Source organism: Parabacteroides sp. AM58-2XD (assembly GCF_003463685.1).
GTDB lineage: Bacteria > Bacteroidota > Bacteroidia > Bacteroidales > Tannerellaceae > Parabacteroides > Parabacteroides segnis.
This window is the reverse complement of record NZ_QSDP01000110.1, coordinates 1-21,952: the sequence shown is the minus strand read 5'-3', so window position 1 is coordinate 21,952 and position 21,952 is coordinate 1. Positions and strand designations below refer to the sequence as shown.

General features: G+C 43.8%; 19 protein-coding genes and 2 pseudogenes. 7 read left to right on the top strand and 14 right to left on the bottom strand.

The window, feature by feature from the left end:
• Positions 1-318 precede the first annotated feature (318 nt).
• The 5 genes from DXA15_RS20695 to DXA15_RS20675 form a co-directional block, all read right to left on the bottom strand.
• Positions 319-846, bottom strand: a complete 528-nt coding sequence (locus DXA15_RS20695; RefSeq protein WP_233567491.1) for a DUF3990 domain-containing protein — start codon at positions 844-846, stop codon at positions 319-321.
• Complete coding sequence (locus tag DXA15_RS20690; protein WP_046150375.1) at positions 792-1,013, bottom strand: DUF3791 domain-containing protein; 222 nt, start codon at positions 1,011-1,013, stop codon at positions 792-794. Before DXA15_RS20690 ends, DXA15_RS20695 begins: the two co-directional genes overlap by 55 nt.
• Before the next feature lie 104 nt (positions 1,014-1,117).
• Positions 1,118-1,627 carry a ParB/RepB/Spo0J family partition protein gene (locus DXA15_RS20685; protein WP_007659314.1) on the bottom strand — a complete coding sequence of 170 codons (510 nt, stop codon included), beginning with the start codon at positions 1,625-1,627 and terminating at the stop codon, positions 1,118-1,120.
• Complete coding sequence (locus tag DXA15_RS20680) at positions 1,611-2,915, bottom strand: DUF3440 domain-containing protein (RefSeq protein WP_128135289.1); 1,305 nt, start codon at positions 2,913-2,915, stop codon at positions 1,611-1,613. Before DXA15_RS20680 ends, DXA15_RS20685 begins: the two co-directional genes overlap by 17 nt.
• Positions 2,863-3,168: a hypothetical protein gene (locus DXA15_RS20675; RefSeq protein ID WP_232430092.1), complete on the bottom strand. Its 306-nt coding sequence runs from the start codon at positions 3,166-3,168 to the stop codon at positions 2,863-2,865. Before DXA15_RS20675 ends, DXA15_RS20680 begins: the two co-directional genes overlap by 53 nt.
• A 377-nt stretch (positions 3,169-3,545) precedes the next feature.
• Here DXA15_RS20675 and DXA15_RS20670 point away from each other — a divergent pair, with 377 nt between their 5' ends.
• Positions 3,546-4,010, top strand: a complete 465-nt coding sequence (locus tag DXA15_RS20670; protein ID WP_128135288.1) for a TspO/MBR family protein — start codon at positions 3,546-3,548, stop codon at positions 4,008-4,010.
• Here DXA15_RS20670 and DXA15_RS20665 read toward each other — a convergent pair.
• The 6 genes and pseudogenes from DXA15_RS20665 to DXA15_RS20640 form a co-directional block, all read right to left on the bottom strand.
• Positions 4,007-5,323 (bottom strand): sigma-54 dependent transcriptional regulator, encoded by a 1,317-nt coding sequence (locus DXA15_RS20665; protein ID WP_128135287.1) that lies wholly within the window; start codon positions 5,321-5,323, stop codon positions 4,007-4,009. The genes DXA15_RS20670 and DXA15_RS20665 overlap by 4 nt on opposite strands.
• A gap of 51 nt (positions 5,324-5,374) precedes the next feature.
• Positions 5,375-6,550, bottom strand: coding sequence for a DUF418 domain-containing protein (locus DXA15_RS20660; RefSeq protein WP_128135286.1), 1,176 nt, complete (start codon positions 6,548-6,550; stop codon positions 5,375-5,377).
• 373 nt (positions 6,551-6,923) lie between these two features.
• Positions 6,924-9,400 (bottom strand): annotated as a pseudogene (locus DXA15_RS20655) (hybrid sensor histidine kinase/response regulator).
• Positions 9,401-9,430: 30 nt separating this feature from the next.
• Positions 9,431-11,152, bottom strand: coding sequence for a phosphoethanolamine transferase (locus DXA15_RS20650; protein ID WP_128135285.1), 1,722 nt, complete (start codon positions 11,150-11,152; stop codon positions 9,431-9,433).
• Positions 11,153-11,304: 152 nt separating this feature from the next.
• Positions 11,305-13,497, bottom strand: coding sequence for a DUF4838 domain-containing protein (locus DXA15_RS20645; RefSeq protein ID WP_128135284.1), 2,193 nt, complete (start codon positions 13,495-13,497; stop codon positions 11,305-11,307).
• 62 nt (positions 13,498-13,559) lie between these two features.
• On the bottom strand, positions 13,560-13,901 hold the full coding sequence (locus tag DXA15_RS20640; RefSeq protein WP_128135283.1) for a hypothetical protein: 342 nt from the start codon (positions 13,899-13,901) through the stop codon (positions 13,560-13,562).
• Positions 13,902-14,043: 142 nt separating this feature from the next.
• Between DXA15_RS20640 and DXA15_RS20635 the strand changes: the two genes are divergently transcribed.
• The gene (locus tag DXA15_RS20635) at positions 14,044-14,550 is read left to right on the top strand and encodes a bacterioferritin (protein ID WP_128135282.1); all 507 of its coding nucleotides are present in this window, start codon (positions 14,044-14,046) and stop codon (positions 14,548-14,550) included.
• A gap of 64 nt (positions 14,551-14,614) precedes the next feature.
• Here the strand turns inward: DXA15_RS20635 and DXA15_RS20630 are convergent, their stop codons facing one another.
• The 3 genes and pseudogenes from DXA15_RS20630 to DXA15_RS20620 form a co-directional block, all read right to left on the bottom strand.
• Positions 14,615-15,091 (bottom strand): DUF456 domain-containing protein, encoded by a 477-nt coding sequence (locus tag DXA15_RS20630; protein ID WP_128135281.1) that lies wholly within the window; start codon positions 15,089-15,091, stop codon positions 14,615-14,617.
• A gap of 9 nt (positions 15,092-15,100) precedes the next feature.
• Complete coding sequence (locus tag DXA15_RS20625) at positions 15,101-16,072, bottom strand: M48 family metallopeptidase (protein WP_128135280.1); 972 nt, start codon at positions 16,070-16,072, stop codon at positions 15,101-15,103.
• 2 nt (positions 16,073-16,074) lie between these two features.
• A pseudogene (locus DXA15_RS20620) lies at positions 16,075-16,631 on the bottom strand (LemA family protein).
• Positions 16,632-16,810: 179 nt separating this feature from the next.
• Here DXA15_RS20620 and DXA15_RS20615 point away from each other — a divergent pair.
• The 5 genes from DXA15_RS20615 (at position 16,811) to DXA15_RS20590 (ending at position 21,798) form a co-directional block, all read left to right on the top strand.
• Positions 16,811-17,272 carry a hypothetical protein gene (locus DXA15_RS20615; protein WP_128135279.1) on the top strand — a complete coding sequence of 154 codons (462 nt, stop codon included), beginning with the start codon at positions 16,811-16,813 and terminating at the stop codon, positions 17,270-17,272.
• Positions 17,170-18,063 (top strand): site-specific integrase, encoded by an 894-nt coding sequence (locus DXA15_RS20605; protein WP_309296730.1) that lies wholly within the window; start codon positions 17,170-17,172, stop codon positions 18,061-18,063. Before DXA15_RS20615 ends, DXA15_RS20605 begins: the two co-directional genes overlap by 103 nt.
• Before the next feature lie 553 nt (positions 18,064-18,616).
• Positions 18,617-19,189 (top strand): DUF3575 domain-containing protein, encoded by a 573-nt coding sequence (locus tag DXA15_RS20600; protein ID WP_128135277.1) that lies wholly within the window; start codon positions 18,617-18,619, stop codon positions 19,187-19,189.
• Between the two features lie 69 nt (positions 19,190-19,258).
• Positions 19,259-20,851: a DUF3868 domain-containing protein gene (locus DXA15_RS20595; protein ID WP_233567488.1), complete on the top strand. Its 1,593-nt coding sequence runs from the start codon at positions 19,259-19,261 to the stop codon at positions 20,849-20,851.
• Positions 20,848-21,798, top strand: coding sequence for a FimB/Mfa2 family fimbrial subunit (locus tag DXA15_RS20590; protein WP_128135275.1), 951 nt, complete (start codon positions 20,848-20,850; stop codon positions 21,796-21,798). Before DXA15_RS20595 ends, DXA15_RS20590 begins: the two co-directional genes overlap by 4 nt.
• Positions 21,799-21,952 lie beyond the last annotated feature (154 nt).

Below are 21,952 nucleotides of genomic sequence, written 5' to 3'. Positions count from 1 at the left end.
TCCGGTCTGAAACCGAACAGAACTTTTAATACTAAACTTATCAAAGAACTCTTTGGCATAGTGGCAGAAGCCGCTTAGCCGATATGTTGAATTTTTAACGGACTATTAATCCATAAATTCCTCATATAAAGCCACAGCACCATAATGCCACAGTTTAGAATTTTCTTTTTCCAAAACCTTATAAGTATTGGAATGATAAAACTTTTGTATGCTTCTATTATTGAACCTCCATGTTCTTTCACATACATCTGTGCTAAAAGGCTTACTTTAGAAGGTAACAATAAATAAAGGTTTTTATCTGTAATTTCTCTGTTCATTTTAAACCTCCTTCGCTTCTAAAAAGATTAAATAAGATAACGCATCTTCCGTATAAAACAGCAACTGATCCACCAAAAGATAAGTCTTTAACTCCTGAATTAATTCCTGCTTATTAAGCAGGCCTCCCTCATATAAAGCAAAGGCTGCATAAACACGGTCATTTGCAACAGGACCATATACCACATCATAGTTATGATGAAAATTTCTGTTCGTGCGATTCGCCATTACAAAATCCAACCATTCTTCTGTAGGCTCCGTAAAACGTAATGTTTTCAACTTTTCCATAGAAGATAAATCAAACTCATAGACATTGACAAAACCTTTATTACCTTTTCCTCCGATTTTACGCTTCACCCACAATTCAGCCTGTTCTTCAGAAGTAGTGGTATAGAACCCAATACCATAATCCAATGTACGATTAGCAAGCCGTATTTGTGGCCTTTCTACTATATCTAAACTTCCGTGATAAAGCTTCATTCTTCCTCCTTTCGTTTCGTAATGTAATCCTCTATTTCTTCCATTAGCCATTGTCTACCCTGAGTATGCAGTACCTCAAAGTTATCTGACAGATATGACAATACATTATATTTTTCAAATAAGTTCATCGTATCTTCACCGGATAAACCTTGTTTCACTTTATATTGTTCGATACAGAACGAAAGGAAATAGGCTATATCTAATTCTTTTTTATCCATAATAAAAGTCCTGTATTCAAGATTCATTTAATTAACTCCTATGAATACAAAGATAATATTTTCTTTTCATCACATGCCTATCAATATCATTTCTTAAAAACATATTATTCTTCCGACAAGCTAAACTCCTTATTAGAGAATAATTCCGCCAAACCTGATATTTGTTTCAAACGCAATATCTCATCTCTGTCCATACCGATATTACGTTGTATCCAGGCATCCGACATGCCGCATTTGGAGAGCTCGGAGACGATATGACTCATTAATTCAATATTGTGGGTACCACGTGCCCTGTTATGACGGATGGTCGAAGCCATTCTGTTGGAGAGGTCTTTTTCGATGACAGTGACGGGGAGCAAGCCGCGTTCACGCTCATAGATACGTTTTGATGTCTTCATCACCATGTAACGATGATAGCCGTCAACCAGTTCATAGATGTCTTCCTCCGGAATATAGTAGCATACACACGGGGAAGTAAACCCATCTTCCCAGATAGAGACTTCCAGCAATTTCATTTCCGGGGGCGCTACGACATTAGGGTTATAGCTGTTGGCTACCACCTTTTCCACAGGGACAGCCCTTACTTTGTACACAGGACTAGTATATTCCTCCATATAATTCAGAGTTATAAAGTTTTAATATGTCTTCCTTTTGTTTCCTCTCGTGAATATTCAGTGAGAAGCCCATATATTTACAATAGTAGTCATTCTTCAAGATGCAGATACAGACACGCTTATAGGTTGGGAGTTCGCGGAATTCCGGAATATCGATATCATCCAGATATTCCATCCGAACCGGTTTCTTTACCGTCTTGTAATTTGTACGGCCTTCAACCCGTATCGGAATTCCTGCCTGTATCAGCTTCTCGATGGTGTTTTCTGCCAGGCAACCGCCTTTCTCACGCCAGAATTTTATGCTGACGGAGAGTTTCTGCAAATATCCTTCCCGCGTCTTCTCCGGCAAGGTTCCCAATAGAAATTCCATATAAGACTTCCAGGTCATTCCCTGCGGCAATTTGACCGACTGCCATCCCAGCGCGGAAGTGCCGCCGTACAACCCGGCAAAACCGACTCCGTTGACACGCCCGATCATTTTCCCCCACATATCCGGGTCTATTGCCCGATATAATTTCAGGCTGGCTATGGCCTGGGAAATAAAAGGGCTTGCCACTCTCTGCATTTCCAACGGGACTCCTGCCTGATAAAACAAATCGTACAAGTGATTGTAATCCCAACCGAACCTGCCGTTGGCAATCCATATATCTTTTGTTTTCCAATCGAATATAGGATAAGCGTTATATATACGTGGTGCCAGCTGGTGAACCCATTTCAGCCGGCGGTAAGTCTGCACTTTATTCTTTATATGGATAGCCCGCCATCTGTTGAAACTTTCCTGTGTCCGTATCCCTATCAGGCAACAGGTGCGTCCGGCATCCTTTTTTTCATGCAACCATTCCGCAAACTTTAACTGGAACTGGTAATCCCACATATTCTCATCATAAAACGAGAAGTCCTCCACACAAAGCGAGTTTTCAGGCATCTTATTCACCCATAAATCCTGCAACTCCCTGTCCCACGGACGCCAGTAATTCTGGAACATCGAAGTACATGTAGGAACCTTAAAAGGGACGCACACCCGGTAGACCTCCAGGATATCGGAATTGGAAGACAATACGCGGTCTACATAGGAAGTGGTTTCCCGGTACTGCACCTCATAGTCCATGTGAAAGACTCCCAGCTTCCGTTTCAGGCGGTGTTCGCGTATGTAGTCAATACATAAATTCAGCAAAACACCACTGTCTTTACCTCCGGAAAAGGAGACGTATACGTTATCGAAGTCGGAAAATATCTTATCCAACCGAACTTGTACTGCTTCGTACACATTGAGCTTCTCTCTCATCATCACATCTATACTCCATTTTATTATATAGTTTCCATTCTTGAGTTACGAAAAAATGAGCTGAAGCAAAGAGCTCTTTATGCCGGGTATGGGCAACGGCCCGGACAACCGAAATATTTTTGAAATGTTCCAAAACAGCATCGATCAGGGATGCCAATACCGCGTTGTCCTCTCCTTTCACATAATAGTTATTAATAACGACACAGGTACTTTTGATTTCAACGGGTATAAACCCTATCACCGTGTCTCTTTCCATAGCGACAAACCATAAATAATGTTTTGATGTTTTGAAAGGATAATTATTATTCTGCCGCAAAACGCTGCAACTCATAACTAGTGGAGCAACTAATTCATATAGCCTCGGGGCGATTCCGGATAACACTTCTATATTCATATTCCAAAGAGACTAAGATTATACAAATCCTTCGAAACACAAAAATAAACAAAATACTATACCAAAGGGTATTAACAGCTAATATTTTAACTTAAAATAAAGAGTTCACCCTTTAATTTTCAGGAGCAGCAGAAAACACAATACGATATCCCGCCCATATCACATATCACAAAAACTTTTTACTTTCAGACAACAAGAGCGAAGTCCCCATTGTTATTCAATAAGAAAAACGAAAAATCATGAGAAAAGCATTGAATATTATTATCCCTATCCTGGTTTGTTTCCTTGTAGGGCTTTCCGCCAGCTATTTCCAGGCTGACGCAATAAAGAATTGGTATCCAACCCTTATCAAACCGGCGGTAACTCCTCCGAATATTGTTTTCCCGATTGCGTGGAGTATTATTTATGTATGCATGGGGTTATCCATCGGACTGCTAATCAACTCGACCATAGAGCGAAGAAGGTTCTTTATCAAAGCATTTATCTTCCAGTTGTTTTTCAATTTCACCTGGAGCATCAGTTTCTTTTATATCCAGAACCCGCTTATCGGATTTATCAATATCCTGTTGCTCGACATCTTCGTTATCAATTATACATTGAAGAGTTATCAAGTAAACAAAGCTAGTTCAATACTTTTCATACCATACATAATATGGTTGTTGTTTGCAACCTATTTGAATGGGTATATATTGATGTATAACTAATCCAGATTATAAAGCTTCAGTTTATTATAAAGCGTTTTCCGGTCGATACCCAATAGTTGGGCGGCACGCGTCTTGTTGTTATTGGATTCCTGGAGGGCGCGTTTGATAAGTTCGCATTCATGAGTTTCGTCTTTCAGGTGGATACGGGTATCTTTTTCCGGGGCTTCCGTCAGCTCTTCGGGGAGTTCACGACGGGTAATGTACCGGCCGGTAGCCAGCAGGGTGGCATATTTGATGACATTCTTCATCTGACGCAGGTTACCCGGCCATGAATAAGACTGGAATATACGAATTGTCTCATTGTCGAAACCGATGATATCTTTCTGAAGCTCGGCATTAGCCTGATCAAGGAAATTATTCGCAAAAAGCAACAAGTCTTCTTTTCGTTCCTTTAAATCCGGGATACGGACAGTAAACTCATTGATACGATGATAAAGATCCTCACGGAAATCACCTTTATCGATGGCTGTCCGCAGATTCTCATTTGTGGCAGAGATCAGTCGGACATTGATAGCAATCTCTTCATTTGTACCGATCGGCTTCACTTTACGTTCCTGCAAAGCACGAAGAAGTTGTACCTGCACTTCGTAGGTCAGGTTACCAATCTCATCCAGAAAGATCGTTCCTCCGTGAGCAGCCACAAAAGCACCGGTCTTATTATCTATCGCCCCAGTAAACGAACCTTTCACATGACCGAAAAACTCAGAAGCAGCCAAGTCCTTTGGGATCGCCCCACAGTCAACTGCAATAAACGGAGCCTTACTGCGATTACTCTGCTCATGGATACGGCGGGCTATATATTCCTTCCCCGTCCCACTCGCCCCGGTAATCAGTACCGACATATCCGTCGGAGCAACCAAGCGGACGTGGTCGAACAACTGACGGGCGGCAGGACTCTGCCCTTCAATGTAAGTACTGGCTTCCGACGGCTTAGATACCGGATGTTCGGAAGGAGCCGTCTTGACCAATTCACGTATTTTCCCTAGTAACTCTTCCGGGTTCAAAGGCTTGGCTATATAATCAGATGCACCCAGTTTTATTGCCTGTACAGCTGTCTGTATTTCCGCATAACTCGTCATCATGACCAACGGTAAAGAGGCATATTTCTCTTTGACCCATTTCAATAAGTCGATCCCGTCACCATCCGGCAAACGCAAGTCCGACAATATCAGATCGTAAGGAACACTTTCAATCTGACGTTTTGCATCTGAAACAGAACTCAGTGCTTTCACTTCGAAACCTTTTTTACCCAACCAGGTAGTAAGCATCAAAGAGAAAGTTATATCATCTTCTACTATAAGAATTGACGGCATATACTTTATTAGATTAAAACCTCTGACAAAGATATATATTTTAACGGAAAATCAGGAAAAAATCCAGGTAGCTTTACGCCAGGCTCCTTCGAACGGCCCCTGTTTATGATTCTTTAACCACCAATGGCAGAACCCCAGCTGAAGGATAAACAACAGGATGCCGACTCCAAAACTAGCCGTAACTCCCAGATACTTATAGAGTCCTAAGCCATAGCCGAAATAAATAAATGTACCTACAATAGACTGTGTCAGGTAATTAGTCAAACTCATTTTTCCATAAGGCACTAAACCGCCCAGTATCTTATAGCCGGAAACCTGCTGCCAAAAGAAAACAAAACCGGCCACCAACACACACATAAATGCGAAATTACGGAAAGACGAAATAATCGTATTCATCGGAGCAAGCATACTTTTATTCGTCAGCAGATCAGGTAAAGCCGCCGTCAGATAATATAACGGAATAAAACAAACCACCCCCACCAACAACGTGCGAAGCCAGAACCGGCGGTTTTCTGCCAGATTCGCGAAATACCGGCAACGTCCTAACAACATACCCAGTAAAAACAAAGAAGCAGTCTGGAAGAAACGTCCATGCCCCCATCCCCATAACAGGCTGAAAAGTTGTCCGTCCCAAAGGTTCGACTTCACCATCGCCAAAAAATCCGGCTGACTTAAATAAGGATACATATTTTTATGATGCACCAACCATTGTCCCGGAGCAGCAACATACTCCGGATTATTTAAAGCATAGAAGAACTTTCCCCACTCCAGCGGTTGAAGCATCAGGATTACAGCCGTGATGAGCACAGCCTTATCACTCCACCTGCAAACCAGAATCAGTACGACCCCGACAATTGCATAAAGCACCAGAATATCCCCCGGAAAGAAAGCCCCGTTGAAACAACCAATCAGGAAAAGCAGGAACAACCGCCACAGAAAACGCAACCGGAAATCTTTCCCCTTCTTTGCCTGATTATTATGCTGGGTAAAAAAACTGAATCCGAACAACAGCGAGAAAATCGCATAAGCCTTTCCGGCAAAAAGGAAAAACAACGTATCCCATACATTCTTATCCAGACTTCTGACAAAAGCAGAAACCGTTTCCGGAAATTCGTAGAAATTAAAATGTTCGATATTATGCAAAAACATAATCGCCATAACGGCAAAACCTCTTAGGGCGTCGACAACTTCAATGCGTGCCGACTTGAGTGGCATTTCGTGCTTCATGGTATAACTATTGGTCTTTTTTAATAATGGGCACAAAGGTAGGCAAACAAACGAAACGAAACAAAAAAAGCATCCCCAACAGATGCCTTTTTTGTTTCGCAGACTTAAATAGAATACTCAGAAATAATCTTTCTTTGTTTTAAACGGTTTAAATGTAGAAACGTCCACTTACGATTCTGTAAATATGAAAGCGAATACCGTGCCAGAATCTGCAAAAGGTCTTCGTATGTATCATAAACTCTTACTACTTAACAGAAAAGGAAGATAAAATGTTTTAGACAACGGAGAGATAAAGACAAAAAAACGGGGAAAACAGATACCCAACTGAGGAAAAATTCCACAAAGATATTCCACAGAATTATTCCACTACCGTTTACTTCGAAACGGCCATTGCCTGTTTGATGATTTTTTTCACTTCTGCGATTACTTCCGAAAGCAGCGATTTCCATTCCTCCACAGGTAAAGTGGTAGCATTCTTTTCGATAACTCTCAATTTCTCTACCAATGAGGTAGCACCAAGCATGGTAAACAACGGCACCATCTTATGAGATATCTTTGCAGATTGTTCCCGGTCGTCATTCTGCAATGTACCTTCGAGTAAGGCATTGCTTTTGGTTGTCTCTTCCACAAATGTTTTCAGGATGGATGCGGAGGCTTCCTTGTCCTCACCAGCAAAGGCTGTCAGCGAATCAAAGTTGAAATCAGAGGTAACAACCAGTTCTGTTGACAAGAGTTTATTTAACAGGGTAATCAACTGCCGGGCCGTAAAAGGCTTATTCAAAAATCCTGTGAAACCGGATTTCAGATAATGGTCATGCTCGTTCTCCACGCTGGCGGAAAGGGCTATAACCGGAAGATTCTCTGTTCCCGGAATACCGGAATTACGTATGCTTTCCAGTAATTGATAACCATCCATTCCCGGCATCTGTATATCCGTAATGACAGCATCGAAAGAGGTCTTCTGCAACAAAGTAACAACAGAGAAGGGGTCAGTGCAGCTACTCACCTCCACATGGTTCTGTCGCAAATATTCTTCCGTAAGAGCGAGTTGTAGCGGATCGTCATCAACCAGGAGACAGTATACATCGCGACCAACAAAAGAAGGTAGCTCCGGTTCAGACACGGCTTCCTCTTCCGCAGCAGGAAGCACCTGCACATCGGCTACTGTAAGCGGCAGCTCTATTGTGAAATCACAACCTTGCCCCACGACACTCTTTAAAGAGAGGTTTCCTCCCATCAAAACCGTCATCTTCCGGGTTATGGATAGGCCCAGTCCAAACCCTTCCGCCTTTTCTGTTGCTGAAAGACGGGTAAATTCACCGAATATACGTTCCTGTTCTTCCGGCGGAATACCCGGACCGGAATCGCTCACCAACACATTCAGCAGTGCACTGTTGTCTGCCAGAGCATTGATAGACACCACCATGACAACCCGTCCTTCACGGGTAAATTTAAGGGCATTCGACAATAAATTCCCCACTATCTGACGGATACGAATCGGATCACCGATATATAACTTTTCCGTTCCTTCTTCTTTCAGATTCAAGACAAAAGTCAGATCTTTCGATTCGGCTATCGGTCTGAAACTGGTAAATATCTCATTGAATAGAGCCGATACACTGAAAGCCACCCGCTGTATCTCCATTTTTCCGGATTCAAGACGGTGGAAATCCAACAAGTCATTGACCAAAGACAAGATATGGCTGGCCGAACCGGACATATTATCCAGGTAATATTGTTGCCTTTCATCCGGATGCCTCCGCAGCAAAAGGTCTATATACCCGATGATCGACGAAAGCGGAGCCCTTATATCATGACTGATTGTCAGCATCATTTTCTCACGGCTATGCAACAGGTCTTCGGCATATTGTTTCGCCTTTTCCAGCTGCATTCTGTAATATTTACTTTTCGAAATATCACGAGTGATCATGAAGATAAAAATAATCACGATAATAACAGAAACAATAGCAATGCCGGCAATCAGCAAGGAAGTCTCACGCAGAATCTTCTGTTTGTTCTGCATACGTTCCAGCGAAGCATTCACTTCCTCCTCCTCGATATCGCGCAAAATCTGGTTAATCTTACGGGTAACTATACTATTATTATAACGCAGATTGGCAGCACGTTCCAGCAACTGATCAGCCAGCAATTTACGCTGCCCTGCAACACTGTCCTGCAAGTTTTTCAACACACTGGCGATGGTATCCGCCGGATTGAATACATTCACCAAAGTGTCTGTCACTATCTGGCGGGTCGTATTGACAATGATGCTCGTGTCTTCACGGCTGGGTGAGAAAGCATCTGCCAAACGGCGGAAAAAGCCACGGGGTTTCTTTTGAGAAAGGATCGTATCCTGCTTGACTACAACATGTTCTTTTATTTCCTTCTGTTCGATAAACGTATCTTGTTCGGCAATCACCTTTTCGATATTAATCGTATAAAGATGCTCCGTATTCGTTTCTTTCCAGGTTTCAAGCAGACGGCGGGTATTCAGTCGTTTCTGCCTCAAAAGCATATCGATCGTATCGATCTTTAACAACTGAACGGAGTCGGTTATCAGGACACGCAGGAGTCCATATTGCTGTGAGCCTTATTCAACGTTCGGTTAAAATGATTCACATTATTCTGTGGCATACCGACCAATTGCCCTAACGCCTCGCTTTCATAAAGCAAAGACAATGTATTGGTTACGAGATAAACTTTCTGACGGGCTTTACTGTCCGGTTCTTCCTCACCGGCAACCTGCTCGATGATTTGGTAGATATATACGACAGAACATACTGCTATTGCAACCAACAACAGATAACCTAAAATAACCTTGAGAGTGATGTGTCCACTTTGTTCTGCCATAAAACAAAGGTAGAAGTTTCTATCAAAATATCAATCTTTGTCGTAAACAATTCCCCATTTGTCCAACATCTCGAAGTCGGCATTCTTCAATCCGACTTTCCAGAAAGGAACCGGTTCGTCATGATCGCCGAGATACATGCGGTCGCGCACCGTAAAAGCCGGATTGGAAACGGCCAGGGTAGAATCGGAAACTGCCGTATGTATTCCTGCCAGGTCCAATACGGTATGGAACACACTATTCGTGCTGATCGGGAGAGTCTGATGAGTCATTGCCGTCTGGTATTTCTCCGGATAAGTAGCCCGGTAAGCCTCCGAAAACCAGATAATATAAGGTATATGTAACTGATAATAAGTCGGGATTGGAGACGCATGCAAATAACGGGCACGGGCATCGTCAAAAATATCTTCCCCGTGATCGCTCAGATAAAGCATCGACACGCAAGCGTCCGTTTTTTTCATCATATCCACAATCTCACCTAGTACATAATCGGTATAATGTATCGAATTATCATAAGAATTACGTAGTTGCTTCTTATAAGAGGCACGAATTCCTTCCGCTTTATCCGGGGTATAAAATGCAAAATCTTTCGGATAACGTTCATGATAGTTGAAATGCGAACCATAAGTATGAATCACAAAAAACAAATTACCATCCGTCTTATCCACTTCTTTCTGCAAATAAGGGAGCAATTCACCGTCATGCAAAGAAGTCAGATAAGCAGACTTCGGTTTAAACTGGCTCATATCTATAAATGTATCCGCTTCCCGGTAAAACGAACCGATCATCGACGTGCTCAGATTCTGGTTCGCAATTACAACCGTATGAAAACCGGCTTCCTTAAAGGCAGTCACAATACTTTTCTCATCATAAATCACCCCATAATCTTCAGCACTGGCGGCAGACAAAATGATAGGCACACTCTTATGAGTATTATTGGATTGGGTAACCACATCGGTAAAATGAACCAACCCATCCAGTTTCTCCATCCGAGGAGTCGTTTTACGTTCATAGCCATACAAACTCCATTCCATCGCACGAGACGTCTCTCCCACCACCAACACATAAATTTCACGTTTTCCCTTCGTCTGCACGTTCTTTGTCGCATGGAAGGTAAAATCGGATGATGTAATATGATAATTACTATTTTTTTCCGCTTTATTGATAGCAAAATAAAGGTTGTAAAGCGCATTTCCCGGATAGAAATCATTTTTCAGCGAAACCATATGGCCTTGTATCGGAGCCAACATGCAAAGAATGATCCCCAGTATAAACACACCCAGACTTCTTACCGCCCATTTTTTTCGGAAAGAGTTTGTCAGCTTCTTTTTCATCCGGACAGACCAGACAGCCAGCAGCAGAGTTGGCAATGTATAAAAGAAGAAGACACCTATAATGACAAGAAATATATTTCCAAGTAATTCGCTGGCTTCAGATGCGGTCGAACTGGTCAGGTTCAGAAACATATCTACCGCAATCACCGATTCGCCAAAAAGATAAAGCAGCACAAGCTGCCCCCCGTCCAATATAACTTTCGGTAACAGGCACCAAACAACGATACCCGGTTTGCGTGCCAACAAAAGCAGGCCGACCCAAAAGGCATAAGGCAATATCAAAGATGCGATTCCAACTGTGACAGGCAAAGGTTCCGTAAAGAACAACACACAATTAGGAACAATAAACAGCAACGCAAACAAGAACAACAAATGTTCCTGGGAAGTGAACCAATTCCTCAACTTTATAAAATAACTCATCGATATACCGTATATTCCTGAAAAACAACTACTCTTTTATCTTCTTCCGGCTTTCATTTCCGGGCGAACTGCAAAAGTAGTTGTTATTCAGCATATACTTATACAAACCACATACAAAAAAAGTTATTTCACACAATTCCGACCGTCTTTTCCTATTGAACAGTTACTTCATCCAAGAAAAACCAAGCTGGATAGCCTACCCCATAATGCCAGGAAGGACAGGTCTTGATTCCTTCAATCTCGACCTTTATGTAACGAGTTGTCACGGGAGAAGGGGCTTCACACTTCACACCCACGAATTTAACCTGTACGGAACGATCTTCCGCCAAACTCTTTTCACCAAACGGTTGATAGGTTTTATTATCTGACGACGTGGAATAGATCACTTTCTTCGGAAGCAATATCCAGGCACCCAACTGATGAAGGAAATCGCTTTCTATCGAGCTGACCGGTGTCTCTTTACCCAGATCAAGGACAAACGAACCGTCAATGCCCTCCCATCCGATCCAACTTTCCACAAAAGTAGTTCCACCGAACAGTTCATCAGTCAGGGCGGTTTCTCCCAAGGTTTTATATTTACCGGACGGCTCTTGAAGCCAGATCACTTTCGCACCTTTTGCCAAGTTCTTTGCTTTACCAGGCAGATAACGTTCGGTATATAATTTGCAATATTCAGCCGGAGGATTATTCCGTTCGTTCAGGGTCGGTATATTAAATTCGCGCGTACGTTCTTCAAATAAAGCCAGGTTAGCTTTGACTTCTTCCAAATCGTGATTTCCTTTGGCGCGTGCTATTTCAAGTCCGGCATATTGTAACGGCAAACGGGACAACTGCACACGTTTCAACAGGATGGGATCGCCGGCTACTGCCTGTTCCGCCTGATCGAACAACTCATTATAGCGCTTGCGGCAATTCGCATTCAACATACCGTCTTTATGCGTAACCGGTGAATCGTATATCCAAAGACGCTGTTTGCTGGCAAGCAAACCACCCTCCAACAACTTCTCATACTGATAAATATAAGGAGAGGCAGCCCCATAATAGCCATCCATGAAAGCACGCATCAGCGAATCGGCATTCTGGTAAGGATTCCACATCAACTTACTAACCATGTAAGCACGCATCTCCGGGAAATCACCTCCTTTGGAACCTCCTATCTGGGAGAAATGCATGGTTGCATGATGTTCTTTAAACAATTGGATATTCTTTTGCAGGATCGGGAAATTGGGGAACGGAGATACAAAATTATCAAAATTAATCCCGTAATCCCACACGAATATATTATTACTAATAGCAGCCCAGCCTTTCATTGCTTTCATAAAATCCTGCCCGGAAACATTGTCGGTCAAAGGAACTTCACGGTCGCAATCGATATCGCACAGCATGATATTCACATTCGGCAATGGCTTCACATGCTTAGGCGGATGCATCGTATACAGATAAGCCAGCGTGGAAAACTCTTTGTCCGGGAAGCGGGCAGCCAACTTGTTCAGAAAATGAATCAGACTGCCGGAAGGACCTCCCTCCTGTTCATCCAATGCTTTACAGTCCGGACAACTGCAGTTAGTAAAATTACCATCGTTTTGGCTGACGGAAATCATATTCTTCCCTGGGTTCGCCTTAAATATGGAATCAATCTTCTGCGATGCCAGTTCAAATACTTCCGGATTAGTCAGACACCATTGGCTGGCTTTTCCGGGACGGCGTTCACCATTAATAAAGGAATAATATTCCGGATGAGACTTTCCATATATATCGGAGGGCATGATACGGTCGAATGTATGTACCCACATGCCGCCGGCAAATACTTCCGAAGGTTCTTCGAAGCGGAACCATAATTTATAAACCGGGTCTTCACGCAAAGCGTAACACTGGCTTTGGCGGTAACGGAAAGCCGGATTCTCCGCCCTGTCCAATTCCGGAATAACGACAGTAGAACGTTCTGTTAACGTATAGGCGTTTGCTCCATAATAAGCAACTCCCAGATAATCTTCCAACAAAGTTACTACACCATAGATATTTCCTTTATCACCACCACTGCTGATAAAAACAATGCCATTATCAGTCTTCAGACGAAAACCGTCTTCGGTCAGTCCGGATACATCGTTCCCACCTATGACGATATCTCCTTTCCGGGGCGATTTATCATTCACTACGGGCAAGGAGGCGCCGCTTATCCGTTTCACAAAATCCTGTAATAAAAGGGCCGCCTGATTATCCACCGCTTCCCCTTTTTCCACCAAGATACGGGAAACAGGCTTGCTGTCCCTCACCACAGTAATCTGTGCATTCAAACAATTCATTCCCAACAACAGGAATAAGGCACATAGATTTAGGTTTCTCATATATTTCAAGTTTAGAATTATCGTGTAAGTATAAGTATCGACAAACGAACTATTCCCGTTTGTTATAATTTCCGGATAATAGCTATAAATTCCTCATTCGTTATGTCCGGTTCCGGTTCTTTATAATTGACAAAATCTTCAAAATAATCACTGGCGATATCCGCCACAATCTCTTTTCCGTCCAAACCATAAGAAGAAACCAGCTCTTCCACTTTATTTTTCACCTGCCGAATCACCTGCAAACGGTCTTCGTAGCGTTCCGGCTTTTCCTGGTCCGTCACATGCTCATTGCGAATTATCAGATATACCACCGTGTAAAATTTATCTACACTTCCGAACACGGGGATAAACAATGCTTTCTCATCTTCCGGCAGAGCAGCCAGATATTCCTGTATTTTTGTCATAAGATTTCGTTTTAATTGATAGAATTTATGACAAAGATAAAAAATATTATCACAAGCCGCCTCCATTGTATCATGGAAACTGTTAACTTTACGGCATTAGAATAAAGATGTCTTACAAAACAAGATTTAAAACTCAACGATTATGCTTAAAAGAGAAAAAAGTATTGAATTGCTAAACAAAGCAGTAGCCGATGAAATGACAGCTGTTAACCAGTACATGTATTTCCATTTCCGTTTGGACGATATGGGATACGACCTTCTGTCCAGCCTTTTCAAACGTACGGCTATAACAGAAATGATGCATGTAGAACGCCTCGCCGAACGCATCTTGTTCCTGAAAGGTGAAGTGGAAATGAAATGTTCCGGTCCGGTAGAAAAGATCCACGATGTTAAAGCTATGCTTGAAAAAGCAGCAGAAATGGAAACCGGTAGCGTGGACGACTACAACGCATGGGCCAACGAATGTGCACAACACGCAGACTCAGCCACAAAGAAAGTATTCGAAGGTCTGGTGGTAGAAGAAGAAGGTCATCTGGACCAGTTCGAAACAGAAATCGAGAATCTGGAAAAGTTCGGAGACAATTATCTGGCATTGCAATCTATCGAACGCAGTAAAGTGATCTCTTCCGGCGGCACTCCTGCTGAATAAAAAGAAAACAAAGAAAGAATTAACGAGGGCGTTGCAAAAGTATCACTGTGGCAACGTCCTCTTTTTATATCAAAGCACTGATAAAACAATAAACAAAATACCCGCAAAGAGCCATCTTTACGACAACACTTAACAAGAATCCGATAAAAGCTCCTATCCCGGCTTTAAAAGCTTCCATTGATTTCTTTCCTCCCAACAATTCGCCGATCACCGCTCCGGCAAACGGACCGAATAAAATTCCCCAGGGCGGGAACAGGAATATTCCGGCTACGGTTCCGATGACACATCCCCAATTTCCCCATTTACTGCCTCCACCGTATTTAGTGCCCAACACTGGTGTCAGATAGTCCAGCAACTGTACGACAATAACCAACACACCCCATATCACCAGTTGGGTTACAGTAAACTGTATTCTATTTGTAAAATGAAGCAGTATCAACCCCAGATACGACAACGGTGGTCCGGGAAGGACCGGCAGAAAACAACCGGCAAACCCAACCAACAGACAAATCGCTCCTATTATGATTAATAATATATCCATCTGTTTCCATTAAAATTGTTCCAGAATCTGAATACGCTTTTCAATCGGCGGATGCGTCGCAAACAAACCGCTCATTCCGCTCAAAGCACTCTCAGCTTGTTTTCCGGGATGCTGGATAAACAACTGGGCGACATCATCACGCTTCACCGCCTCGATGTCCGGATCAGCCGATATCTTTCTCAACGCACTTGCCAAGGCTAGCGGATTCTTCGTCATCTCTGCCGAACCGGCATCCGCTAGATATTCCCTTTTACGCGAAATAGCAAACCGCATCAAAATGGAAAAGAAATAACCAATCGCAGCCACCAGCAAAACGAGTACGATCAGCAAAGCGGCCCCATTCTTATCGTTTTTTCTTCCGGAAAAAGAAGAATAATAGGCCGTACGCATAGCTATCTGTGCAACCATAGCAAAAATACCGACAAAGACGATCGATATAATAAGCAACCGCACATCATGGTTACGGATATGCGACAACTCATGGGCTATTACCGCTTCCAGTTCCTGATCGTCCAGCTTATTGATGATTCCTCTGGAAAGCGTTACTGTATAAGTCCGTTCATTGATCCCGCTGGCGAAAGCATTCAGGGAATTATCATTGATCACATTAATCCGGGGCATTTTCATTCCCTGGCTCATACAAAGATTTTCCACCAGATTGTACACCCGCTTATTTTCCTGACGACTCAATGGTATGGAACCGGTTGCCGAATTGATAATACTGGTGTTAGCAAAGTAAGCGATCAGGAACCAGACCAATACACCTCCCAGCACATACGGGGCGATCTGAACAAAAACACCCATCGCTAACTGAGTAAGGGTAACTTCGCCCTGCACTTGGTTACTTGCAGCCGAAAACATCACATACAGATAACAAAAAAGCAGCACCAGCACACAAACCAACAACGGAAAAAGACAGAGCAAAAGCAGGGAGCGAAAATTATTCCGGATCTTCTGCGTTTGTATCCCAACGTATTGCATACTTAAAACTCAATTTTAGGAGCTTCTTCAAGCGTTGCACGCTGCGTACCCAAATCAAACATGATCTCTTTATGGAACCCGAACATGCCGGCAATCAGGTTGGAAGGGAATGTCTCTACCGCATTATTCAATTCTTTAGTAGCCGAATTGAAATAACGTCTGACAGCTGAGAGTTTATTTTCCAGGTCGCAATCTCTTCCTGCAACTGAAGGAAATTTTGGTTCGCTTTCAGATCCGGATAAGCTTCCAGCGTAATCTTCAATCCGGCCAAGGCTGAACTCAATGCATTTTCCGCTTTAATCTTTTCGTCAATCGTACGGGCGCCCATCGCACCGTTACGAGCATTGATAACCCGTTCAAGCGTATCCTTTTCATGGGCGGCATATCCTTTTACCGTCGAAACCAGCTGGGGAATCAAATCGTGCCGCTGTTTCAGCTGTACATCGATATCCGCAAACGCATTTTCCCGGTTATTCCGCAGTTTCACCAACGAATTATACAACGAGATTATCCACAAGGCCAAAAGGACCAGAACTACAATAGAAACAATTAGTACCATAGTTTTATTTTATATAAGTTAGAATCCGCTCAAAGATATAAAAAGAATTTTGTTGGGATAATTATTCCTCTGATATTTGTGATACGATTGAAAATAAAAACACCGATGGCAGGTTCCCCCGTTTAAACTCAATCCTGCTTATATTTGTTGTTTACCAACATCAATAAACAGATCGAGTTATGAATATGAATAACGTATCAGTAAAAGTGAAACGCCGGAAATCGCAGGTTACGGGCAAACAAACCCCGCTATGTATCCAGCTGATCTGCCGTCGAAAAATGAAACGTATACCATTAGACAATAAGGTATACGAAGAAGAGTGGGATTCAGTGCGGGAAATGGTACAGATACCGCCCGGAACAGACAGGCAACGAACCGAATACCTGTTGCAGGTATCGGAAACAGTCTGCGAAACCTGCCGTATGATCCGGCAAATAATCGAAGAACAGCCGTCAAACAAAGACTTTTCCGTTGACGACATCGTTAAACTGTATAAAGAAAGGTCCGCAAGCATGTACCTGTCCGCCTATATCAAAAACTGGCGGATATTCTCCTGGCGCAGGGAAAAGAGGCCACTTCCCGCCATTACCAAAGCCTGGGGAACAGTTTCCTCTCGTTTATCGGAAAGAATATCCGGATAGACGAAATCAATGAGAAACTGATCAGGCTATATGAAGAACATTTGAAAGCCAAAAAGCTGATGGATAACACCATTTCGTTTTATATGCGCAATTTCCGGGCAATCATGAACAAAGCAGCGGCCGGCGGACTGATAAAAGAGTGCACACACTTCTTCAAAAACGTGAATACCCGAATTGAAAAAACACCCAAGCGGGCCATAGAAGAGAAAATGATCAGAAAGATAAAGAATTTAAGCGATGCCACATTGAAAAAACCGGGCCTGATCTTCTCCCGTGACCTGCTGATGTTCGCCTATTATACCAGCGGCATGGCTTTCGTCGATATTGCCCATCTCACATGCGACAATATAAAAGGGAACCACCTGGTTTATAAGCGTCGTAAGACAGGACAAGAACTACAGATCAGGATACTCCCGGAAATACAGGAACTGATCGACCGCTATCACTCCGATTCCCCTTTTCTATTTCCCGTACTGCGAACGCCTGATCCTTCGTATAAGGAATATGAAAATGCACTCCGGTTGCAAAACCTGCGGTTGAAAAAAATCGGCAAGCTGGTAGATGCTGAACTATCGACCTATGTACCCCGCCATACCTGGGCCACTACGGCAAAAAGCAAAGGTGTATCCGAAGAGATGATTTCGGAAAGCATGGGGCACACTTCTGTAAAAACAACCCGCATTTACATAGCGACATTTGATAATCCCCAACTCGATCAAATCAATAAATATGTAGTTTCGGGAAAGAAAAACAAGGGAAGTCTTAGAACCATAAATTCCGTCTCTTACTAAGAGACAGAAAAGACAATTTATAGTCTGTTAAAACGTTGCAAACGTAATAACATTTATTTGATAAAACAAATGTTTTGAGATAAAAATAAAATATAAAGAGTTTAATATTCAGTCCTTTTCTGAATATTGATACATATTTTAAGGAAAGAGCCACCTAGTACATATCCCTTCCCACAGGTCTATTATGTCAATTAATTATTAATATTTCCGCCTTCTACATTCTGTTTATCAGATGTTTAACAATTGTTTGACAATACTGCCCAATTCAGACAGTTTTACAAATGCTTCTACTTTCAGCACGTATTCATTAGTAATCCTATTGAAAAATAATATTTTCAAAGTACTTCAGCACAAATCTCATTTCTGAGTATTTATCCGCCTATTTCTTACAACTACGGAAAATTTGTTTGACAATTTGTTTTACATTTCTCTTTACAGAGGTATTTGTCATATTCATCTTCCATTAAAAATCAGACCAACTCAATTACCCTGTATTCCACATTCTGTCTCTTAGTAAGAGACGGAATAGATATAAGACACTAAATGTATTAATATGTATAAGGGTAAAATTAGGAAGCGCCACCTCCTATTCATTCTATTAATTTGCCAATCTGTTAACCTTCACGGGCAACAAACAGCAATTAAAACGAACGTATTGTTCTGGGGTACCACTACGCCGAATGCCGGTGTGGAAGTTGGTATCTCCAGACAGTTCACGGTAGAAGTATGGGGTGCCTACAATGCCTGGAAATTCCCCAACGACATGAAACTGAATCTATACCTTATCCAACCCGAAGCACGCTACTGGTTCTGCCGTAAGTTTGAAGGACATTTCGTAGGAGTACACGGACACTACGGACATTTCAATATCGGACAAATTCCCTTTATATCCAGTCTGAAAGACTATGTATTGCGAGGCGACCTCTACGGGGGAGGCCTCACCTACGGATATCACTGGGCGATCGGCAACCGCTGGGGCCTGGAAGCGATGATAGGAGGCGGATACGCCTATATGAAATACGATAAGTACCGATGTGCCGACTGCGGCGAGAAGGTCGGCTCCTTCACGAGGAGCTATATCGGACCGACACGAATCGGATTCTCTGTTATCTATTTTCTGAAATAAGTCTTTTTGAAGCATGTTATATATATGAAACACATCCCGTTATTACATAATTTAATATTAATACTGTTAGTGGTTCTGTTTTGTTTCCATTCTAATGGAAAAGTTACGGCGCAAGGCATACGCATCGTTCCCGGCAAACTGTACGTAAAAAAAGACAGCTTGCATGTGAACCTGACAATGTATCTGGACGGAATTTCCGTCGGCAGCGGAACAGCCCTTTTCTTTACCCCTGTCATGTCGGGGAGGAAGAAACAAAGTCTTTCCCTGCCCGCCGTTATTATCAGTGGTAAACGCCGGGCGCGCAACGACCGCCGGGAAGCATACCTCTCCCCCTTTTCGCCGGACAGAAATGAACCACAACCTTTCCGGCTGATAGTAGCAGGAAGAAATTCGAACGCTCCAATCAATTACCAAATAGCAGTGCTCTATGCCTCCTGGATGCAACAAGCCTCACTCCTGCTCCGGCAGGAATATAAGGAATGCTGCGGAAAGGAGCTGCTGGCACTCGATACGCTGAAACGAAGTCTGTTGATATCTTCGGTTCCCCCGGCTGTTCGGGAATACGAATTCCAAGCCAAACCTCAATCCCGGCCAGTTCAGGGGGAACCTATTCAAAGAACACCGGGCGGAAACACCACCGCCTATACATATAATACTATACCTGCGACAGGGAAACCCGCCGCCCCCGTCGTTTTAAGCATCGCCGATGTAGACCAGTACGCAACTATGGTCTCTTTCCTGCCGTCGGAAGGCAGCATGGACAACAAACACCGCACAGAAGGCGCTGTCCTCTACTTCGACTATCCGCTGGGGAAAGACGATATATATCCCGATTACAAAAACAACCGGGAAGAGATCAGTAAGGTAGACCAGATACTGGCTCCCCTTACCGATAACCGTTTCTCAACGCTCAGCCGGTTGCGCATCCGGGGATATTCCTCCCCCGACGGACCTTATGGCGATAACGAACAGCTTGCCAAAGCGCGTTCGGGGCTTTTTGCCCGCTACCTACGCGATGCCTACAACATTCCCCGCAGCAGCATCGAAGTATCGTCGGAAGCTGAAGACTGGGAAGGCCTGATCGACCTGCTACAGGAATACCGTCCGCCTTACACCGATGCCGCTCTCGACATTATCCGCCGTTACGGCATCTTCAACGGACGCGAAAAACAACTGATGGGCCTGCAGGGAGGTGCCCCCTACAAGGATATGCTGTACCGTTTCTTCCCGAAACTGCGCCGTATCGAAGTAGTAGTGCAATATGATGTCAGGAAAGTGAACGGTGCGGAAGCCTCCGAACTGATCTATACGCATCCCGACCTGCTCAGCCTCGACGAAATGTATGCCGTGGCCTGTTACTACCGTCCCGGAAGCGACCAGTACCGCGAAGTGTACGAAGTGGCCGCCTACCATTTCCCGAACGATGTGGTAGCCAACGTCAACGCCGCCTCTGCCGTGATGCTGACGGGCGACCTGATCTCGGCCTGGAATTACCTACGGAAGGCAGAAGCCGACCCGCGTGCCTGGAACAACATAGGTGTGCTCAACCTCCTGGAAGGTAACCCCGAAGGTGCCGCCATCTGGTTTCGCAAAGCCGTCGGGATAGAACCCCGCAAAGCCAGAGCAAACTTGCAACAGGCTGAAAGGATGATAAAAGAATGAACAAACAACGGATAATATATATAGTCTGCGGAGTGATGGCAGCCATGCTGACTGCCTGCTCTTTCGGCGACGAACCGTCGGTCTGTCCGTACAACGTCCGGATGGAATACTGGTACGCCGGAAGCAGTGCCGAGAACGCACTGCCCACCTACGTAGACAATATCCGTCAATACCTGTTCGATGAAGACGGTAACCTGTTGGCTGGCACCACCCTGCGCGGCGACAGCGTCACCGGATGGAACGCCGACCTGAAAGACGGCACCTACACCCTCGTTGTCTGGGGCAACCTGGGCGAAGAAGGGAAAGAAGCAACTACGGTAACAACTAAAAGCGATTATAATATGAACGAAATGACACTGAGCGCCATCACTTCCGGAGTACCTCCCGGATACCGCGGCAACACGGCACGGCTCTATTACGGCACATCCTCCTTCACCCTGAAAGACGGGATTACGGAACGTCAGCGCGTCTACCTGTCGCATGCCCACGCCGCCCTCAACATCACCGTACAGTGGCGTACCGCAGAAAAACCTCCGCTCGACGGTACCTGGCGGATGCGCCTGAAAGGCATCCCCGCCCTTTACGACTTTACCGGAGGAACAGAACAGACCGTCCCCTCGGGCAATGGCAGTTATACGATTCCCCGGAGCGGAAAAACAATAACCTATCACGAAACACGGGCCGCCATGAACTACGACTACGAAGTGACCGGCGAATTCGTCACCTATCGTTATACGGCCGGCACTCACGAGCTGTGGAGCCTTTGGCGCGATGGCGAACAAGTCATCGGCGATCTCGATCTCCACCTCTTTTTCTCCAAACTCCCGATGGATATGGACCGGAACATGGAGCAGGAATTCGACCTGCTGATCACCGTATATGAAAATGAAATTATAGTGACACAATCGACTGCCTCCGATTGGGCGGAAGGCGGTTCTATCGGATAATCATATAAAATAGTTCCTATGTTTAAAATCGGAAAAGACGGATAGCACGAGATAGCACTACAAAAGCTATACCATTTTAGTTAACTTTGTATTGTATCAAATTCATTATTAACTAATAACGATATAGCTTATGAAAACAGTACGAAGTAACGAA

Bases quoted from the DNA above. Each gene is read 5' to 3' on its own strand.
- DXA15_RS20600 (WP_128135277.1), top strand. From the start codon at position 18,617: ATGTATAAGGGTAAAATTAGGAAGCGCCACCTCCTATTCATTCTATTA.
- DXA15_RS20590 (WP_128135275.1), top strand. From the start codon at position 20,848: ATGAACAAACAACGGATAATATATATAGTCTGCGGAGTGATGGCAGCC.
- DXA15_RS20630 (WP_128135281.1), bottom strand. From the start codon at position 15,091: ATGGATATATTATTAATCATAATAGGAGCGATTTGTCTGTTGGTTGGG.
- DXA15_RS20635 (WP_128135282.1), top strand. From the start codon at position 14,044: ATGCTTAAAAGAGAAAAAAGTATTGAATTGCTAAACAAAGCAGTAGCC.
- DXA15_RS20665 (WP_128135287.1), bottom strand. From the start codon at position 5,323: ATGCCGTCAATTCTTATAGTAGAAGATGATATAACTTTCTCTTTGATG.
- DXA15_RS20680 (WP_128135289.1), bottom strand. From the start codon at position 2,915: ATGATGAGAGAGAAGCTCAATGTGTACGAAGCAGTACAAGTTCGGTTG.
- DXA15_RS20625 (WP_128135280.1), bottom strand. From the start codon at position 16,072: ATGCAATACGTTGGGATACAAACGCAGAAGATCCGGAATAATTTTCGC.
- DXA15_RS20645 (WP_128135284.1), bottom strand. From the start codon at position 13,497: ATGAGAAACCTAAATCTATGTGCCTTATTCCTGTTGTTGGGAATGAAT.
- DXA15_RS20650 (WP_128135285.1), bottom strand. From the start codon at position 11,152: ATGAGTTATTTTATAAAGTTGAGGAATTGGTTCACTTCCCAGGAACAT.
- DXA15_RS20685 (WP_007659314.1), bottom strand. From the start codon at position 1,627: ATGGAGGAATATACTAGTCCTGTGTACAAAGTAAGGGCTGTCCCTGTG.
- DXA15_RS20675 (WP_232430092.1), bottom strand. From the start codon at position 3,168: ATGGAAAGAGACACGGTGATAGGGTTTATACCCGTTGAAATCAAAAGT.
- DXA15_RS20615 (WP_128135279.1), top strand. From the start codon at position 16,811: ATGAATATGAATAACGTATCAGTAAAAGTGAAACGCCGGAAATCGCAG.
- DXA15_RS20690 (WP_046150375.1), bottom strand. From the start codon at position 1,013: ATGGATAAAAAAGAATTAGATATAGCCTATTTCCTTTCGTTCTGTATC.
- DXA15_RS20695 (WP_233567491.1), bottom strand. From the start codon at position 846: ATGGCTAATGGAAGAAATAGAGGATTACATTACGAAACGAAAGGAGGA.
- DXA15_RS20640 (WP_128135283.1), bottom strand. From the start codon at position 13,901: ATGACAAAAATACAGGAATATCTGGCTGCTCTGCCGGAAGATGAGAAA.
- DXA15_RS20660 (WP_128135286.1), bottom strand. From the start codon at position 6,550: ATGAAGCACGAAATGCCACTCAAGTCGGCACGCATTGAAGTTGTCGAC.
- DXA15_RS20670 (WP_128135288.1), top strand. From the start codon at position 3,546: ATGAGAAAAGCATTGAATATTATTATCCCTATCCTGGTTTGTTTCCTT.